Source organism: Streptomyces poonensis (assembly GCF_014650915.1).
GTDB lineage: Bacteria > Actinomycetota > Actinomycetes > Streptomycetales > Streptomycetaceae > Streptomyces > Streptomyces poonensis.
Genome location: NZ_BMVW01000010.1, coordinates 255,810 through 273,332, shown reverse-complemented (window position 1 = coordinate 273,332; position 17,523 = coordinate 255,810). Strand labels below are relative to the sequence as shown.

Sequence of the window (17,523 nt, the reverse complement as noted above, 5' to 3'; positions counted from 1 at the left end):
AACTTCTGCATCGTGCTCTCCTTCGGCGCGTCGTTTCTGACACCGGAAACGCTACGTTGCGTTCACGCATCAGGCAACCTATTTGTTGCGCGAGAACTGCATTAGTGCAGTTGAGAACAGGAAAATCGTTGCAACAACCTCGAAGCTAACGCAACAACGATCACCCCGTACGTTGCAATGATCTGAGAATGAACGCTATAGTCGAGGCACCCGAGGAACACAGAGGAGACCGCGATGCCAGGAGGCAGGCTCACCCAGCAGGAACGCCAGCAGATCGCGCTGGGACTGGCCGACGGCCTTGCCTACGCGCAGATCGCCAGAAGCCTCGACCGCCCGACCTCGACCATCACGCGCGAGGTCATGCGCAACGGCGGCCCCACCGCCTACCGCGCCGACCTGGCCCACCGCGCCACCGAACGCCGCGCCCACCGGCGCAGGCAGACCGCGCCCCGGGGGTCGGAGGCGCCCCCGCAGGCCCACGGACGCGACGCCGAGGCCGTGCGCGAGTACGAGGAGACGCTCACCACCGTCTTCATGGCCTCGGGCATGACCAAGATGACCGCCCGGGTGATGGCCTGCCTCTACACCACCGACTCCGGCAGCCTCACCGCCTCCGAACTCGTCCAGCGCCTCCAGGTCAGCCCGGCGACCGTCTCGAAGGCGATCGCGTTCCTCGAGAGCCAGGACCTCGTCCGCCGGGAACGCGACGAACGCCGCCGCGAGCGCTACATCGTCGACGACGGCATCTGGTACCAGTCGATGATCGCCAGCGCCCGGGCCCTCACCACTGTCGCCGAGACCGCACGGCAGGGCGTCGGCGTCCTCGGCCTCGGCACCCCGGCCGCCGTCCGCCTCGAGAACGCCGCCCGTTTCCTCGACTTCGTCAGCGAGAGCAGCGCCCGGGCCGCGGAGCAGGCCCGCGAGATCCTGCACACGAAGTCCGGAACGACCTCAGGAGGCCCCGCCACGCCAAGCCCGGACCGCGGATAGACAGCCGCCCACGAAGCGAAGCGGCCGGCCCCGGAGCGACGGGGCCGGCCGAGGCGCGACGGCTGCTTCCCACCCCGAGCCAGAAACAAGCGGGTCAGAAACAAGCGGGTCAGAAACAGGAGGGTCAGAAACAGGAGGGTCAGGAACAGGAGTCCGGGCCCAGATGCGTGGGCGCGAACATCCGCAGCACCGCCGGCAGCACGACCACGGACGGACCCGGCGTCGCGAGCGCCTTCGCCAGGTCCCCCTCCAGCGCCCCGGGGCTCGTCCGCACCCCCGGAACGCCGAAGGACTCGGCCAGCGCCACGAAGTCCGGGCGGGACAGTTCCGTCCCCGTCGCCTGCCCGAACGCGTCCGTCATGTACTCGCGCAGGATGCCGTAACCGCCGTCGTCGACGATCAGCCAGGTGACGTTCAGGTCGTACTGACGGGCCGTCGCCAGCTCGGCGACCGAGTACAGAGCGCCCCCGTCACCGGACACGGCCAGCACCGGATACGTCGGGTCGGCCGCCGCCGCGCCCAGGGCGGCCGGGAAGGCGTAGCCGAGGCCGCCCGCGCCCTGGGCCGAGTGCATGGTGTTCGGGTGGCGGGCGTCGAACGCGGACCAGGCCCAGTACGACAGGATCGTCATGTCCCAGAAGGAGGGCGCCCGGGGCGGGAGCGCCCTGCGGACGGACGCCAGCACGTCCTGCTCCAAGGTGAGTTCCTGGGCCGCGATCCGCTTCCCCACCCGGTCCAGCAGCTCCCGCACCCTCGCCGGCGCCGTGTCGTCCTCCCGCGTCCCCACCGTCTCCAGCAGTGCCTGGAGGGCGAGGCGGGCGTCCGCGTGGATGCCGAGGGCCGGGTGGTTGGACTCCAGCTTGCCCGCGTCGGCCTCGATCTGGATCACCCGGCCGCGGGGCTGGAAGGTGTGGTGGTTCGAGGAGAGTTCGCCCAGGCCCGAGCCGATCACCAGCAGGACGTCCGCGTCCTCCAGGAAGTCCGTGGTGTGGCGGTCCTCCAGCCAGGACCGCAGCGACAGCGGATGGTTCCAGGGGAACGCTCCCTTGCCGCCGAAGGTGGTGACCACCGGCACCGACAGCTTCTCCGCGAGCTGCCGCAGCTTGCGCGAGGCGTCCGCCCGTACGACCCCGCCGCCCGCGACGATCACCGGGCGGTCCGCCTTCATCAGCGCATCGGCCGCCACGGCCGTCAGCTCGGGGCGCGGCGGCAGCTCCTCCGGGGTGGCATCGACCCCCGTCACCACCGGGATGGACGTCTCCGCGAGCAGCACGTCCTGCGGGATCTCCACCCATACCGGGCCGTGCGGGGCGGTCAGCGCGGACTGCCAGGCCGCCGCGATCGCGGACGGGATCTGCGACTGGGTGCGGACCGTGTGGACGGACTTGACCACGCCCCGGAACGAGGACGCCTGGTCGGGAAGTTCGTGGAGGTAGCCGTGGCGGCCGCCGCCCAGACCCGCCACCGGGATCTGGCTGCTGATCGCCAGCACCGGCGCGCTCGCCGCCGCCGCCTCCTGCAGCGCCGCCAGCGACATCAGCGCGCCCGGGCCCGTGGACAGCAGCAGCGGGGCGGCCTCGCCCGTGATCCGGCCGTAGGCGTCCGCCGCGAAGCCCGCGTTGTTCTCGAGGCGCAGGCCCACGTACCGCAGGTCCGAGCCGCGCAGCGCGTCGAACATGCCGAGGGCGTGCTGGCCGGGCAGGCCGAAGACGGTCGTCGCGCCCAGCCCGGCCAGGGTCTCCACGACCAGGTCTCCGCCGTTGCGGCCGGGCGGCGGATTCAGGGCGGCCGTCATCTGCTCGTCGGTCGGGCGGAGCACCAGGTCGTGGTCGTGGGTCACTTCGCGCGTGCCTCTGCAATCCGTCGGGTCATGATCGTGGTCAGTTCGTAGGCGGTGTGGGAGGCGGCCACCGAGGTGATCTCGGCGTGGTCGTACGCGGGCGCCACCTCCACCACGTCCGCGGAGACCAGGTTGCACGACGCCAGCCCGCGCAGGATCTCCAGCAGCTCCCGGGAGGTCATGCCGCCGGCCTCCGGCGTGCCCGTGCCGGGGGCGTGGGCCGGGTCCAGGCAGTCGATGTCTATGGAGATGTAGAGGGGGCGGTCGCCGATGCGCTGGCGCAGCTGGTCGGCTATCTCGTCGGCGCCGCGGCGGTACACGTCCGCCGAGGTCACGATGCCGAAGCCCATCTTCGCGTCGTCGTCCAGGTCCTGCTTGCCGTACAGCGGGCCGCGCGTGCCCACGTGCGAGAGCGCCTCCGTGTCGAGGATGCCCTCCTCGACGGCCCGGCGAAACGGAGTGCCGTGCGTGTATTCGGCGCCGAAGTACGTGTCCCAGGTGTCGAGGTGCGCGTCGAAGTGGAGCAGCGCCACCGGGCCGTGCTTCCTGGCGACGGACCGCAGCAGCGGCAGCGCGATCGTGTGGTCTCCGCCCAGCGTCATCAGCCGGGCGCCGGTGCCGAGCAGGTCGTCGGCGGCCGCCTCGATGGTCTCCACGGCCTCGTTGATGTCGAACGGGTTGACGGCGATGTCGCCGCCGTCCGCGACCTGCGCGAGCGCGAAGGGCGAGGCGTCCTGCGCGGGGTTGTAGGGGCGCAGCAGCCGGGACGCCTCACGGATGGCGTTGCCGCCGAAGCGGGCGCCCGGCCGGTAGGAGACGCCGGAGTCGAACGGCACGCCCACGACGGCGACGTCGGCGGTGCCGACCTCGTCCAGGCGGGGCAGCCGGGCGAAGGTGGCGGGGCCGGCGTACCGCGGGACGCGGGAGGAGTCGACGGGGCCGCGGGGCGTCTCGGTGCTGCTCATGGGGGTCCTGCCTTCTTTCCTGCTGGTGGTCACCCCGACATTAGGTGGGCGGACGGTGACTGCGAAGTGTACGTTTCCTCCATTCGGAGGGGTACGTGACGGAGGAAACGCACACCATGCCGGCCATCATCGCCCCGACCGCCGCGGGCACCGACGCCACCCCCGCCGTACCGCCCACCCCGCCCGTCCCCCTCTCGGCCCTGCTGGCCCGCGAGGACCTGGCCCTGCGCCGGATCGCCGGGCCGGTGGACGAGGACACGGTGATCCATTGGGCGCAGACCTCGGAGATGGCGGACCCGTACCCGTATCTGCTGGGCGGGGAGCTGCTGCTGACGGCGGGCGTGCACATCCCGCAGGCGGACGGCAGCGAGGGGGGTGCCCCCGGCCGAGCCAAGCCGGGACTGGGGGACTACTTCGACGCCTACGTGGCGCGGATCGTGGAGGGGGGCGGCGCGGCCCTCGGGTTCGGGGTGGCGCCCGTGCACGACACGGTCCCCCGGGCGCTGGTCGCGGCCTGCGACAGGTACGGACTCCCCCTGCTGGAGGTCCCGCCGCGGACCACCTTCGCGTCCGTGGCCCGCGCGGTCTGGCAGCTGATGGCGCAGGCGCGCCACGCGGAGCTGCGTCGGGTGACGGAGGCGCAGGCGAGCCTGGCGGCGGCCGCGTCCCGCCCGGATCCGGTGCCGGCGGTGCTGCGGCAGCTTGCCCAGCGGGTGGGCGGCCGGGCGGTGCTGTACGGACCGGACGGGGAGCGGCTGGCGGGCTCGGGGCGGGAGTTCACCGAGTCCGTCACCGCCGGGCTCGGCCGGCTCGCGGCCGTGGTCCGGCCCGGCCCCCGTGCCACCGGTCCCGCACCCTCCTCCGCCACGGACACCTGCGAGGGCGTCCACCTCGCCGCCTACGCGCTCGGCGGCGGCAGCGGGGGAGGCGGGGTCGTGCTCGGTGTGGCCGCCCCGCGCCGCGAGCCCGGTGACCACACCATCGCGTCCGTCGCCGCCGTCCTGCTGTCGCTGCTCACCGGCGAGCACCGCGGCGGAGCGGGCGCCGCGCGGCGGACCGCGCTGGTCCGGCTGCTGCTCGGGGCGGCCCCCGAGGACGTGGCACCGCTGCTGGGCGCGGAGCGGTGGCTGGTGGTGCACGCGCGGCCCACCGGGGACGGCCCTCCGCCGGACGCCGTGGCCGCGTCCGCGCTCGGGGCGGCGCTGGGCTCGTCGCTGGTGGACGCGGGCGGTGACGGTGTCGTACGGGTCCTGGTTCCGCACGACCCGGACGTTCCGGACGGGCGGTCGCCCGCCCCGCAACCGGGCTGGACGTGCGGCGTCAGCGCGCCGGCCGACCCGCGCGCGTGGGCGGCGGCCGACGTCCAGGCCGCCCGTGCCCTGGCCCGCGCCCGCGCCACCCGCACGCCCCTGGTCCGGTACGCCGCGCGCCCCGCCCTCGCCGACCTGGTCCCCGCCGAGGACGCGGCGTTCCACGCCCGCACCCTGCTCGCGCCCGTCGCGGGCACCCCGGCGCTCACCGACACCCTGCGCACCTGGCTGTCGCTGCACGGCAGCTGGGACCGTACGGCGGTGGCCCTGTCGGTGCACCGCAACACCGTCCGGCAGCGGATCGCCCGGTGCGCGGCGCTGCTGGACCGGGACCTCGACGACCCGGACGTCCGCATGGAGCTGTGGTTCGCGCTGCGGCAGCCGTGACGAGGCGGCAGAGTCCTGGCCCGCCCGCGTGACGCGCGTCCCAGCGGACGGGACGCCGGGTTCGCGCACGGGCGTCTGCTCCACAATGGAGGGCATGCCGATACCCGGGACTCCCAGCCGCGCCGAGCTCGTCGACCACCTCGTCAGGACCCGCATCGCGGGCGACGTCGCCACTCCCCGCGAGAACAACCTCTCCCACTACCGCAAGCTCGCGAACGGCGACCGCCACTACTGGCTGGGCCTGGAGCTCGGTGACCGCTGGACCGACGAGCAGGACGTCCTCGCGGTGATGGCGGAGCGCGTCGGCGTGATCGACGACCCGGAGCACCGCCACGGCCAGGACACCATCGACCCGGAGCTGACCGTGGACGCGCTGGAGCGCATGGCGGCGCGGCTGCGCAAGGCGGCGGACGGCGAGCAGCGCGTCCTGTTCGCCACGGGCCACCCGGGCGGTCTGCTGGACGTGCACCGCGCCACGGCCGCCGCCCTGCGCGCGGCGGGCTGCGAGATCGTGGTGATCCCGGAGGGTCTCCAGACGGACGAGGGCTTCGTGATGCAGTTCGCGGACGTGGCCGTCCTGGAGCGCGGCGCCAGCCTCTGGCACACGCACTCCGGTGAGCCGATGCGGGCCATCCTCACCGGCCTGGAGCGGGCGGGCCGTCCGCTGCCCGACCTGGTGGTGGCCGACCACGGGTGGGCGGGGTACGCCGGGCAGCACGGCGTCGACTCCATCGGGTACGCCGACTGCAACGACCCGGCCCTCTTCCTCGCCGAGTCCGAGGGCACCGTGCAGGTGACGGTGCCCCTCGACGACCATGTGCTGAGCCCGCGGTACTACGACCCGATGACGGCGTACCTGCTGGACCAGGCGGGGCTCACCGGCTGAGCCGTCCGCTTCCCGAGGGGACGGGCCTCACCCCCAGGGACTGAGGCCCTCCTCGCGGCGCTGCGCGAACCCGGGCGTCGGGTCGAGGTAGACGCGGCGCACCGACGGGAAGCGCTCGCGCAGGCGCCGCGCGGCGTCCTCGCAGGCCCACTCGATCTGCGCGGCGGTCGCGGCGTCCCGGAAGTCGACCTTCGCGGCGACCAGCGCCTCGCGCGGGCCCTGCACGAGGGTCGTCAGTTCCAGCACGGCCTCGACGTGCGGCAGCCCGGCGAGCAGAGCGCGGATCTCCTCGCGCACGGGGGCGGGCAGCGGCCGCCCGATGAGCAGGTCGGCGTTGGACCGGCCGAGCACCCAGGCGACGTACAGCAGCAGCGCGCCGATGCACAGCGAGGCGACGCCGTCCCACACGCCCGATCCGGTGAGCTGCCCGCCGAGCAGTCCGCCGGCGGCGAGCACGAGGCCGAGCAGCGCGGCCGAGTCCTCCAGGACGACGGCCTTCACGGCGGTGTCGGGGGTACGGCGCAGATAGCGTCCGAGGCGCACCCCGAAGAGGGCCGCCTCGCCGCGCGCCTGCCTGAGCCCCGTCCGCAGCGAGAAGCCCTCCAGCAGCGCGGCGACCGCGAGGACGACGTACGACACCAGCGGATCGCCGAGTTCCTCACCGGTGACCAGGGTGTGGATGCCGTCGTACAGGGAGAAGACGGCGCCGCCCACGAAGGTGGCGACGGCGGCCAGCAGGGCCCAGATGTAGCGTTCGGGGCCGTGGCCGAGGGGGTGTTCCTCGTCGGCGGGCCGCCCGCTGCGCCGGAGCGCGGTGAGCAGCAGGATCTCGGTGACGGTGTCGGCGACCGAGTGCGCGGCCTCCGCCAGCATCGCGCTGGATCCGCTGATGACGCCGGCGACCGCCTTGGCCAGCGCGATCCCCAGATTGGCGAGGGCGGCGACGATCACCGTACCGGTGCTCTCGCCACCGCCCCGTTCCGCTCGTCCGGCTTCCTCGGGTCGGGCCATGAGGCCCAGTCTCACCGAGGAACGCGGACCACGCCTTCCTGGATCACCGATATCGCCAGTTGCCCGTCCTGCGTGTAGATACGGGCCTGCCCGAGTCCCCGGCCGCCGTACGCGGACGGGGACTCCTGGTCGTACAGGAGCCACTCGTCGGCGCGGAACGGGCGGTGGAACCACATGGCGTGGTCCAGCGAGGCCCCGACGACGTCCCCGACCGCCCAGCCGCCGCGCCCGTGCGCGAGCAGGATGGAGTCGAGCAGCGTCATGTCGGAGACGTACGTGGCGAGGACGACGTGCAGCAGCGGTTCATCGACGACACCGCTCTCTCCGCTCAGCTTGCCGTTGGTGCGGAACCAGACCTGGGAGTGCGGTTCGCGGGGCTCGCCGAACCGCCCGAACGGCGGCTCGTCGACGTGGCGCAGGTCGACCGCGGCCCGCGCCTCCAGGAACCGCTCCCTGACCTCCGGGTCGATGTGGTCGTACCCGCGCAGCCGGTCCTCGCCGGTGGGCAGCGTGGCGGGGTCGGGCGCGGCCGGCATCGGGGCCTGGTGGTCGAGGCCGTCCTCGTGCTTCTGGAAGGACGCCGACAGTGTGAAGATCGGTTTGCCGTGCTGGATCGCGACGACGCGGCGCGTGGTGAAGGAGCGGCCGTCGCGGAGGCGGTCCACGTCGTAGACGATGGGCGCGCCCGGGTCGCCGGGGCGCAGGAAGTACGCGTGGAGCGAGTGGGCGGGCCGGTCCGCGGGGACCGTGCGCCCGGCGGCGACGAGCGCCTGGGCGGCGACCTGCCCGCCGAAGACCCGCGGGACGACGGCGGACCGGGACCGGCCGCGGAAGATGTTCTCCTCGATCTGCTCCAGGTCGAGCAGATCGAGCAGATCCTGTAGTGCCTGACTCATGGGTCGAGTCTCCCAGCGGCGTGTTACGTCGCTGTTCAGAGCCCCATGTCCTTGGCGATGATCGTCTTCATGATCTCGCTGGTGCCGCCGTAGATGCGGTTGACGCGGTTGTCCGCGTACAGGCGGGCGATCGGGTACTCGTTCATGTAGCCGTAGCCGCCGTGCAGCTGGAGGCAGCGGTCGATGACGCGGTGCGCGACCTCGGTGCAGAACAGCTTGGCGCTGGCGGCCTCGGCCGGGGTCAGCTCGCCCGCGTCCAGGGCCTCCAGGGCGCGGTCGGCGACGGCCTCGGCGGCGTCCACCTCGGCCTGGCAGGCGGCCAGCTCGAACTTGGTGTTCTGGAAGCTGGCGACCGTCTTGCCGAACACGGTGCGGTCCTGCACGTACTGCTTGGCGAACCGGACGGCGGCCTTGGCCTGCGCGTAGGCGCCGTAGGCGATGCCCCAGCGCTCGGAGGGCAGGTTGGCGCCGAGGTAGTAGAAGCCCTTGTTCTCCTCGCCGAGAAGGTCCTCGACCGGGACCTTCACGTCGACGAACGCCAGCTCGGCGGTGTCGGAGGTCTTCAGGCCGAGCTTGTCCAGCTTGCGGCCGACGGAGTAGCCCTCGGACTTGGTGTCGACGGCGAAGAGGGAGATGCCGTAGCGGCGGTCCTCGGCGGTCGGCGCGGCGGTCCGGGCGCAGACGATCACCTTGTCGGCGTGGACGCCACCGGTGATGAAGGTCTTGGCGCCGTTGAGGACGTAGTGCGTGCCGTCCTCGCTCAGCTTGGCCGTGGTCTTCATGCCCGCGAGGTCGGAGCCGGTGCCCGGCTCGGTCATCGCGATGGCCCACATCTCCTCGCCGGAGACGAACTTCGGCAGGAACCGCTTCTTCTGCTCGTCGGTGGCGAGCATCTTGATGTACGGCAGGGCGAGCAGCACGTGCACGCCGGAGCCGCCGAAGGTGACGCCCGCGCGCGCGGTCTCCTCGTACTGGATCGCCTCGAACTTGTGCGACTCCAGGCCGGCGCCGCCGTACTCCTCGGGGACGTTGATCCCGAACAGGCCGAGCTCGGCGAGCTTGTAGTAGAACTCGCGCGGGGCCTGGCCGGCCGCGAACCACTCGTCGTAGACGGGGACGACCTCGGCCTCGATGAAGGCGCGCAGGGTCTCCCGGAACGCCTCGTGATCCTCGTTGAACACCGTGCGGCGCACGCGCCACCTCCACCTGCGTACGTTTGGGGAATGTCTAAGCGCTTGCTCAGAACCCCTACCGTACCGGCGAGTACGAAGACCCGTCCAGACCCGCCCGGACCAGTACTCCCGTAACCCTCGTCACGCACCGGCCGCCGCGAACGCCCCCTTCGCCATCCGGTGCAGCAGCTCCGCCGTCGCGCCGCGCCCCGGCAGGGTGCCCGCACGCCCCAGATGAGGCGTGGAGTTCAGCAGCCCGAACACCGAGTGCACCGCCGAGCGGGCGGCGGGCTCGGACAGCCCCGGGTACACCTCGCGGACCACCTCCACCCACAGCTCCACGTACTGCCGCTGCAGCTGGCGCACCAGCTTGCGGTCGCTGTCCCGGAGGCGGTCCAGCTCACGGTCGTGCAGAGTGATCAGGGGACGGTCGTCGAGCGCGAAGTCGATGTGCCCCTCGATGAGCGAGTCGAGGACCTTCTCCGGGTCCCCCTCCGATTCGGCGACCCGCCGCTTGCCCCCGGTCAGCAGCTGTCCGCTGATGCCGACCAGCAGCTCGGCGAGCATCGCGTCCTTGCCGGCGAAGTGCCGGTAGAGGCCGGGACCGCTGATCCCGACGGCCGCGCCTATCTCGTCGACGCCGACGCCGTGGAACCCGCGCTCGGCGAAGAGCCGCGCGGCCTCCTTGAGGATCTGCTCGCGTCGGGTGGGGGCGTCGGTTCTCGTGGCCATGAAAACAATTCTAGACAGCGAGGTTAGCGGTCGTTAACCTGAAGGGAATGCGTTAACGCTCATTAACAAGGTGAGGGGACCGCGGGATGGACCAGGCACCGGAGCTGACGACCGCGGCAGACCCCGCGGCGGAGGCCTTTCGGGCCAATGAGGCCGCGCATCGCGCGCTCGGCGAGACGCTGCGCGAGAAGCTGGCGGCCGCCCGGCTCGGCGGCGGCGAGAAGGCCCGGGAACGGCACACCGCACGCGGCAAGCTGCTTCCGCGCGACCGTGTGGACACGCTTCTCGACCCGGGCTCGCCATTCCTGGAGCTGGCCCCGCTGGCGGCCGACGGGATGTACGACGGGCAGGCGCCGGCCGCCGGAGTGATCGCGGGCATCGGGCGGGTCAGCGGGCGCGAGTGCGTGATCGTCGCCAATGACGCCACGGTCAAGGGCGGCACCTACTACCCGATGACGGTGAAGAAGCACCTGCGGGCCCAGGAGGTGGCGCTGGAGAACCGCCTCCCGTGCGTCTATCTGGTCGACTCCGGGGGCGCCTTCCTGCCCCTCCAGGACGAGGTGTTCCCGGACCGCGAGCACTTCGGGCGGATCTTCTACAACCAGGCGCGGATGTCGGGCGCCGGAATCCCCCAGATCGCGGCCGTGCTGGGCTCCTGCACGGCGGGCGGGGCGTACGTCCCGGCGATGAGCGACGAGGCCGTGATCGTGCGCGACCAGGGCACGATCTTCCTCGGCGGCCCACCCCTGGTGAAGGCAGCGACCGGCGAGGTCGTGACCGCCGAGGAGCTGGGCGGCGGCGAGGTCCACGCGCGCGTGTCGGGCGTCACGGACCACCTCGCGGAGGACGACGCCCACGCGCTGCGCATCGTGCGCACCATCGTCTCCACGCTCCCCGCGCGCGGGCCGCTGCCCTGGGCGGTGGAGCCGTCCGTGGAGCCGAAGGTGGACCCGTACGGGCTGTACGGGGCGGTGCCGGTGGACTCCCGCACCCCGTACGACGTGCGCGAGGTCATCGCGCGCGTGGTGGACGGCTCGCGCTTCGCGGAGTTCAAGTCGGAGTTCGGGCAGACACTGGTGACGGGCTTCGCGCGGATCCACGGCCACCCGGTCGGCATCGTCGCCAACAACGGCATCCTGTTCTCCGAGTCGGCCCAGAAGGGCGCCCACTTCATCGAGCTGTGCGACCAGCGCGGCATCCCGCTGCTGTTCCTGCAGAACGTCTCCGGGTTCATGGTGGGCCGCGACTACGAGGCCGGCGGCATCGCCAAGCACGGCGCCAAGATGGTGACGGCGGTGGCCTGCACGCGCGTGCCCAAGCTGACGGTGGTGATCGGCGGCTCGTACGGCGCGGGCAACTACTCGATGTGCGGCCGGGCGTACTCGCCGCGCTTCCTGTGGATGTGGCCCAACGCCAAGATCTCGGTCATGGGCGGCGAGCAGGCCGCGTCCGTCCTCGCCACGGTCAAGCGCGACCAGCTGGACGCGCGCGGGCAGGAGTGGACGGCCGAGGCGGAGGAGGAGTTCAAGGCTCCGGTCCGGGCCATGTACGAGCGCCAGGGGAACGCCTACTACGCGACCGCCCGCCTCTGGGACGACGGCGTGATCGACCCGTTGGAGACCCGGCAGGTGCTGGGCCTGGCCCTGACCGCGTGCGCCAACGCGCCGCTGGGCGAGCCCGGCTTCGGCGTCTTCCGGATGTGAGGGGGAGCGGAACGGATGCAGCAGACGATGACGATGTTCGAGACCGTGCTCGTCGCCAACCGGGGCGAGATCGCCGTACGGATCATCCGTACGCTCAGAGCGCTCGGCGTGCGGTCGGTGGCCGTGTACTCCGACGCCGACGCGGACGCCCGGCACGTCCGGGAGGCCGACACCGCGATACGGATCGGCCCGGCACCCGCGGCGGAGAGCTATCTCTCGGTGGAGCGGCTGCTGGAGGCCGCCGCCCGCTCGGGAGCGCAGGCGGTGCACCCGGGCTACGGGTTCCTCGCGGAGAACGCGGACTTCGCGCGCGCGTGCGCCGACGCCGGGCTGGTCTTCATCGGCCCGCCCGCGCAGGCGATCGCGCTGATGGGCGACAAGATCCGCGCCAAGGAGACGGTGCGGGAGGCCGGGGTACCGGTCGTCCCCGGCTCCAGCGGCAGCGGCCTCACGGACGAGGAACTGACGGCGGCCGCCCGGGAGATCGGCATGCCGGTGCTGCTGAAGCCCAGCGCGGGCGGCGGCGGCAAGGGCATGCGGCTGGTCCGCGACGCCGGCGCCCTGCCGGACGACATCGCCGCCGCCCGCCGTGAGGCACGCGCCTCCTTCGGGGACGACACGCTGCTCGTCGAGCGCTGGATCGACCGCCCCCGGCACATCGAGATCCAGATCCTGGCGGACGGCCACGGCAATGTGCTCCACCTCGGCGAGCGCGAGTGCTCGCTGCAGCGCCGCCACCAGAAGGTCGTCGAGGAGGCGCCGAGCGTGCTCCTCGACGACGCCACGCGCGCGGCGATGGGCGAGGCGGCGGTGCGGGCGGCCCGCTCCTGCGGTTACCGGGGCGCGGGCACGGTCGAGTTCATCGTGCCGGGCAAGGACCCGTCCTCGTACTACTTCATGGAGATGAACACCCGTCTCCAGGTCGAGCACCCGGTGACCGAGCTGGTCACGGGCCTGGACCTGGTGGAGTGGCAGCTACGGGTGGCGGCGGGCGAACGGCTGCCCTTCGGCCAGGAGGACGTGACGCTCACCGGGCACGCGGTCGAGGCGCGCCTGTGTGCCGAGGACCCCACGCGCGGGTTCCTGCCGTCCGGCGGAAGGGTGCTCGCCCTCGCCGAGCCCGAGCGGGAGGGCGTCCGCACGGACTCGGGCCTCAGCGAGGGCACCGAGGTGAGCAGCCTCTACGACCCGATGCTCGCCAAGGTGATCGCATACGGGCCGGACCGCGCGACCGCGCTGCGCAGGCTCCGGGCGGCCCTGGCGGAGACGGTCACGCTGGGGGTGCAGACGAACGCGGGCTTCCTGCGCCGGCTGCTGGCCCATCCGGCCGTGGTGGCGGGCGAGCTGGACACCGGGCTCGTCGAGCGGGAGGCCGGCTCGCTGGTGCCCGACGGGGTGCCCGAGGAGGTCTACGAGGCGGCGGCGGCCGTACGGCTGGACGCGCTGCGGCCGAAGGGCGGGAGCGGGGGCGCGGGCTGGACGGACCCGTTCTCGGTGCCGGACGGCTGGCGGCTGGGCGGTGCGCACAGGCCCGTCGCGTTCTGGCTGCGGGTGCCGGGGCTCGACCCCGTGCGGTGCACCCCGCGCGGCACCGCCACCGTCACGGACGACCGGGTGTCGGTGACTCTGGACGGCGTCCGGCACACCTTCCACCGGGCCGGCGACTGGCTGGGACGCGACGGTGACGCCTGGCAGGTGTGCGACCACGACCCCGTGGCCGCCTCGCTCAGCGGGGCGGGCGCGGGCGGCGCCGGCTCCCTGACCGCGCCCATGCCCGGCACGGTGACCGTCGTGAAGGTGGCCGTCGGCGACGAGGTGGCCGCCGGGCAGAGCCTGCTGGTGGTCGAGGCGATGAAGATGGAGCACGTCGTCTCCGCGCCGCACGCCGGCACCGTCACCGAGCTGGACGTCGCGCCGGGCGCGACCGTCGCCATGGACCAGGTGCTCGCGGTGATCGCGCCGCACGGGGAGGCGGGAGCATGACGACTCCGGAACTCCCCATGGCCGTACCGGCCGAGGGCCTGCCCGCCCGCGTCCGGATCCACGAGGTCGGCCCGCGGGACGGCCTGCAGAACGAGAAGAACGCCGTCCCCACGGAGGTCAAGGCGGAGTTCGTGCGCCGCCTGGCCGACGCGGGCCTGACGACGATCGAGGCGACCAGCTTCGTCCACCCGAAGTGGGTGCCGCAGCTCGCGGACGCGGAGCAACTGTTTCCGCTGGTCAGCGACCTTCCTGTCGCGCTCCCGGTCCTCGTCCCCAACGCACGCGGCCTGGACCGCGCCCTCGCGCTCGGCGCGCGGCGGATCGCCGTCTTCGCCAGCGCCACCGAGTCCTTCGCCAAGGCCAACCTCAACCGGACCGTCGACGAGGCGCTGGCGATGTTCGAGCCGGTGGTGGCCCGCGCGAAGGCGGAGGGCGGCCACGACGGCGACGGCGTGCACGTCCGCGGCTATCTCTCCATGTGTTTCGGCGATCCCTGGGAGGGCCCGGTACCGATCCCGCAGGTCGTACGGGTCTGCACCGCCCTCCTCGCCCTGGGCTGTGACGAACTGAGCCTCGGCGACACGATCGGCGTGGCGACGCCGGGCCACGTCCGGGCGCTGCTGACCGCGCTGAACGAGGCGGGCGTGCCCACGTCCGCCCTCGCCGTCCACTTCCACGACACGTACGGCCAGGCGCTCGCCAACACCCTCGCCGCGCTCCAGCACGGCGTGACCACCGTCGACGCCTCCGCGGGCGGCCTCGGCGGCTGCCCGTACGCCAGGTCCGCGACCGGAAATCTCGCCACCGAGGACCTCGTGTGGATGCTGCGGGGCCTCGGCGTCGACTCGGGGGTCGACCTCGGCCGTCTCACCGCGACGAGCGTGTGGATGGCCGGGCGGCTGGGCCGGCCCAGCGCGTCCCGCACCGTAAGAGCCCTCTCCCCCCACCAGGAGCCGTGAACAGCCATGGACCACAACCTCTCCGCAGAACTGAGGGAACTCCGCCGTACGGTCGAGGAGTTCGCCCACGACGTCATCGCCCCCAAGATCGGCGAGTACTACGAGCGGCACGAGTTCCCGTACGAGATCGTGCGCGAGATGGGCCGCATGGGCCTGTTCGGGCTGCCGTTCCCGGAGGAGTACGGCGGCATGGGCGGCGACTATCTGGCGCTGGGCATCGCGCTGGAGGAGCTGGCACGGGTGGACTCGTCGGTGGCGATCACCCTGGAGGCGGGGGTGTCGCTGGGCGCGATGCCGATCCACTGCTACGGCACGGAGGCGCAGAAACGCGAGTGGCTGCCCCGCCTCTGCGCGGGCGAGGTCCTGGGCGCGTTCGGCCTCACGGAACCCGACGGCGGTTCGGACGCGGGCGCCACCCGCACCACGGCCCGTCTGGACGAGTCCACGAACGAATGGGTGATCAACGGCACCAAGTGCTTCATCACCAACTCCGGCACCGACATCACGGGCCTGGTGACGGTGACGGCGGTGACGGGCCGCACCGCGGACGGCAAGCCGCGGATCTCCTCGATCATCGTCCCGTCCGGCACCCCCGGTTTCACGGTGGCGGCCCCTTACTCGAAGGTCGGCTGGAACGCCTCGGACACCCGCGAGCTCTCCTTCTCGGACGTCCGGGTCCCGGCGGAGAACCTGCTGGGCAAGGAGGGCCGGGGCTACGCGCAGTTCCTGCGCATCCTCGACGAGGGCCGTATAGCGATCTCGGCCCTCGCCACGGGCCTGGCCCAGGGCTGCGTGGACGAGTCGGTCCGGTACGCGAAGGAGCGGCACGCCTTCGGCCGCCCGATCGGCGCCAACCAGGCCATCCAGTTCAAGATCGCCGACATGGAGATGAAGGCCCACACGGCCCGCCTGGCGTGGCGGGACGCGGCCTCCCGCCTGGTCGCCGGCGAACCCTTCAAGAAGGAGGCGGCCCTCGCCAAGCTGTACTCGAGCACGGTCGCCGTGGACAACGCCCGCGACGCCACCCAGATCCACGGCGGCTACGGCTTCATGAACGAGTACCCGGTCGCCCGTATGTGGCGCGACAGCAAGATCCTGGAGATCGGCGAGGGCACGAGCGAGGTGCAGCGCATGCTGATCGCCCGGGAGCTGGGGCTGGCCAGCTGATCCGGTGGTCCGGACAGGGCCCGGGGGCGGCACCACGACGCCCCCGGGCTGTCACTCGAGGTTCCGGGACCTCGCCGCGCGCAGCCCCAGGAACACCAGCAGCCCGAAAGGCGACAGCAGGACGGTCAGGACCAGCAGGGGGCCCATCAGCAGCGGGGAGACCCCGAGTCGTCGGCCCTCCAGGTACATCCACTGCCCGACGAGGAGATCCCAGGCGATGACCTGCGCCCAGACGGCTCCCGCGCCGTCCGCCAGTGCCGTCAGTTCGCGGAAGGTCTCGAGGTCCGGGCTGCTGACCGCGGTCCAGAGTTCGGGGAACACCGGAACGGCGAGCCCGAGGTAGACGAGCAGGACGGGCACCACGGTCAGCGGTGACCGCGCGATACGGGCGGTCGGGCCCCACCCGGGAGCGAAGATCATGAGCAGCCAGACGGGAGCGGCCAGCCAGAAGGAGAGCTCGAAGAGGATCACGGTCACGGCAGCAGTCCCTTCGAGGCTCCGGCGGACACGGCGTCGGCGCCCCCGGCACGAGTCGCGTCCGGAGTGGACGCCGGGGCCCGCAGCGCCCCGTACGTCCCGACCACGGCGGCCACCAGGATCAGGCCGGCCGCCCCCAGCGTGACGCCGCTCGGGTGCACCAGCGGCTCACCCCGCAGCGCCTGCCGGAGGACCAGGCCGAAGGCCGCGGCGTACACCGCCGAGGCGAGCAGCACCAGACGCAGCCGTACGCGGTCGTCGGTGAGGCGGGCGAAGCGCGGTGCCAGGGCGGCCAGCACCATCACCAGCAGCGGCAGGAGCTGCAGCGCGTGCATGCCGACGAAGTGCGGGATCCGCAGATCGCCGCCGGTCGTCGACCATCCGGTCAGCGGCATCGAGGGGCCGCCGTCCGGCACGCCCACGCTGTGCGCGCCGACCACCTCGGAGACGCCCCGCCGCTGCCCCGGCGCGGGCCGCGTCATCAGGAACCCCACGGCGGCCCCGGCCAGTGCCAGGACGATGCCGGAGCGCATCGCCCAGGCGGACGCACGGTCGGCGACACGGGCCCGGACGAGCAGGACGGCGACGACGAGCGTGCCGAGCCACAGGACGGCCACCGTGACGCCCATCGCGTCGAACAGCGCCTCGTCCAAGGGCGTCGCCCGGTTGAAGTGGCTGCGCTTCCCGCGGATCACCTGCCCGACGATGATCACCATCTCGACGAGGCTCGCCAGCGCGACGACCGTGCCCGCCCACCGGCCCACGCTCCTGCCCCGGGGCAGGAGCGACAGCATCCAGGCCAGGGAGAGGCAGTACGCCACGAACGAGACCGAGAACTTGAACGGCTTGGACCAGATCGGCGCGCCCACGAGCACGCGGTCGTCGACGACGAGCCCCACGGCGGACACGACCGCCGTCACGGCCATCGCCGCCGAGAACAGCACCAGCGGGCGGTGCCAGGACCGCCAGGGCACCGACGGCCACCACGGTGACGCGGATCGCGAGGACTGAGGTAACGCGGACACAACTCCCCCTCATCACTAAT

General features: G+C 72.7%; 15 protein-coding genes. 7 read left to right on the top strand and 8 right to left on the bottom strand.

The genetic code is table 11. The annotated features are described in order from the left end of the window. Positions 1 to 234: 234 nt before the first annotated feature. Complete coding sequence (locus IE242_RS24160) at positions 235 to 990, top strand: helix-turn-helix domain-containing protein (RefSeq protein WP_189862639.1); 756 nt, start codon at positions 235 to 237, stop codon at positions 988 to 990. A gap of 139 nt (positions 991 to 1,129) precedes the next feature. Here the strand turns inward: IE242_RS24160 and IE242_RS24155 are convergent, their stop codons facing one another. Both IE242_RS24155 and speB read right to left on the bottom strand, forming a co-directional pair. Beyond that, positions 1,130 to 2,830: a thiamine pyrophosphate-binding protein gene (locus tag IE242_RS24155; RefSeq protein WP_189862637.1), complete on the bottom strand. Its 1,701-nt coding sequence runs from the start codon at positions 2,828 to 2,830 to the stop codon at positions 1,130 to 1,132. Then, a complete protein-coding gene (gene speB / locus IE242_RS24150) occupies positions 2,827 to 3,795 on the bottom strand; it encodes an agmatinase (protein ID WP_189862635.1) in 969 nt (322 codons plus the stop codon). Before speB ends, IE242_RS24155 begins: the two co-directional genes overlap by 4 nt. Before the next feature lie 116 nt (positions 3,796 to 3,911). Between speB and IE242_RS24145 the strand changes: the two genes are divergently transcribed. Both IE242_RS24145 and IE242_RS24140 read left to right on the top strand, forming a co-directional pair. After that, positions 3,912 to 5,492 carry a PucR family transcriptional regulator gene (locus IE242_RS24145; protein WP_189862689.1) on the top strand — a complete coding sequence of 527 codons (1,581 nt, stop codon included), beginning with the start codon at positions 3,912 to 3,914 and terminating at the stop codon, positions 5,490 to 5,492. Between the two features lie 94 nt (positions 5,493 to 5,586). Continuing rightward, complete coding sequence (locus IE242_RS24140; protein ID WP_189862633.1) at positions 5,587 to 6,378, top strand: phosphatase; 792 nt, start codon at positions 5,587 to 5,589, stop codon at positions 6,376 to 6,378. A gap of 27 nt (positions 6,379 to 6,405) precedes the next feature. Here the strand turns inward: IE242_RS24140 and IE242_RS24135 are convergent, their stop codons facing one another. The 4 genes from IE242_RS24135 to IE242_RS24120 form a co-directional block, all read right to left on the bottom strand. After that, complete coding sequence (locus IE242_RS24135) at positions 6,406 to 7,389, bottom strand: cation diffusion facilitator family transporter (protein WP_189862631.1); 984 nt, start codon at positions 7,387 to 7,389, stop codon at positions 6,406 to 6,408. A gap of 11 nt (positions 7,390 to 7,400) precedes the next feature. Next, positions 7,401 to 8,285, bottom strand: a complete 885-nt coding sequence (locus IE242_RS24130; protein WP_189862629.1) for an acyl-CoA thioesterase — start codon at positions 8,283 to 8,285, stop codon at positions 7,401 to 7,403. Between the two features lie 35 nt (positions 8,286 to 8,320). Next, complete coding sequence (locus IE242_RS24125) at positions 8,321 to 9,478, bottom strand: acyl-CoA dehydrogenase family protein (RefSeq protein WP_189862627.1); 1,158 nt, start codon at positions 9,476 to 9,478, stop codon at positions 8,321 to 8,323. A 120-nt stretch (positions 9,479 to 9,598) separates the two neighbouring features. Further along, positions 9,599 to 10,189, bottom strand: a complete 591-nt coding sequence (locus IE242_RS24120; protein ID WP_189862625.1) for an SACE_7040 family transcriptional regulator — start codon at positions 10,187 to 10,189, stop codon at positions 9,599 to 9,601. Between the two features lie 86 nt (positions 10,190 to 10,275). On the opposite strand from IE242_RS24120, the gene IE242_RS24115 reads away from it, so the two are divergent. The 4 genes from IE242_RS24115 to IE242_RS24100 are packed head-to-tail and all read left to right on the top strand — an operon-like array spanning position 10,276 to position 16,001. Beyond that, positions 10,276 to 11,892, top strand: a complete 1,617-nt coding sequence (locus tag IE242_RS24115) for a carboxyl transferase domain-containing protein (RefSeq protein WP_189862623.1) — start codon at positions 10,276 to 10,278, stop codon at positions 11,890 to 11,892. 33 nt (positions 11,893 to 11,925) lie between these two features. Further along, the gene (locus IE242_RS24110; protein ID WP_189862687.1) at positions 11,926 to 13,875 is read left to right on the top strand and encodes an acetyl/propionyl/methylcrotonyl-CoA carboxylase subunit alpha; all 1,950 of its coding nucleotides are present in this window, start codon (positions 11,926 to 11,928) and stop codon (positions 13,873 to 13,875) included. Next, the gene (locus IE242_RS24105; protein ID WP_189862621.1) at positions 13,872 to 14,834 is read left to right on the top strand and encodes a hydroxymethylglutaryl-CoA lyase; all 963 of its coding nucleotides are present in this window, start codon (positions 13,872 to 13,874) and stop codon (positions 14,832 to 14,834) included. The genes IE242_RS24110 and IE242_RS24105 overlap by 4 nt, the downstream gene beginning before the upstream one ends. 6 nt (positions 14,835 to 14,840) lie before the next feature. After that, positions 14,841 to 16,001, top strand: coding sequence for an acyl-CoA dehydrogenase family protein (locus tag IE242_RS24100; RefSeq protein ID WP_189862619.1), 1,161 nt, complete (start codon positions 14,841 to 14,843; stop codon positions 15,999 to 16,001). A gap of 51 nt (positions 16,002 to 16,052) precedes the next feature. Here the strand turns inward: IE242_RS24100 and IE242_RS24095 are convergent, their stop codons facing one another. Together IE242_RS24095 and IE242_RS24090 are read right to left on the bottom strand one after the other, a co-directional pair. Further along, complete coding sequence (locus IE242_RS24095; protein WP_189862617.1) at positions 16,053 to 16,478, bottom strand: ABA4-like family protein; 426 nt, start codon at positions 16,476 to 16,478, stop codon at positions 16,053 to 16,055. Beyond that, the gene (locus IE242_RS24090) at positions 16,475 to 17,404 is read right to left on the bottom strand and encodes a hypothetical protein (protein WP_189862685.1); all 930 of its coding nucleotides are present in this window, start codon (positions 17,402 to 17,404) and stop codon (positions 16,475 to 16,477) included. The genes IE242_RS24095 and IE242_RS24090 overlap by 4 nt, the downstream gene beginning before the upstream one ends. Positions 17,405 to 17,523 lie beyond the last annotated feature (119 nt).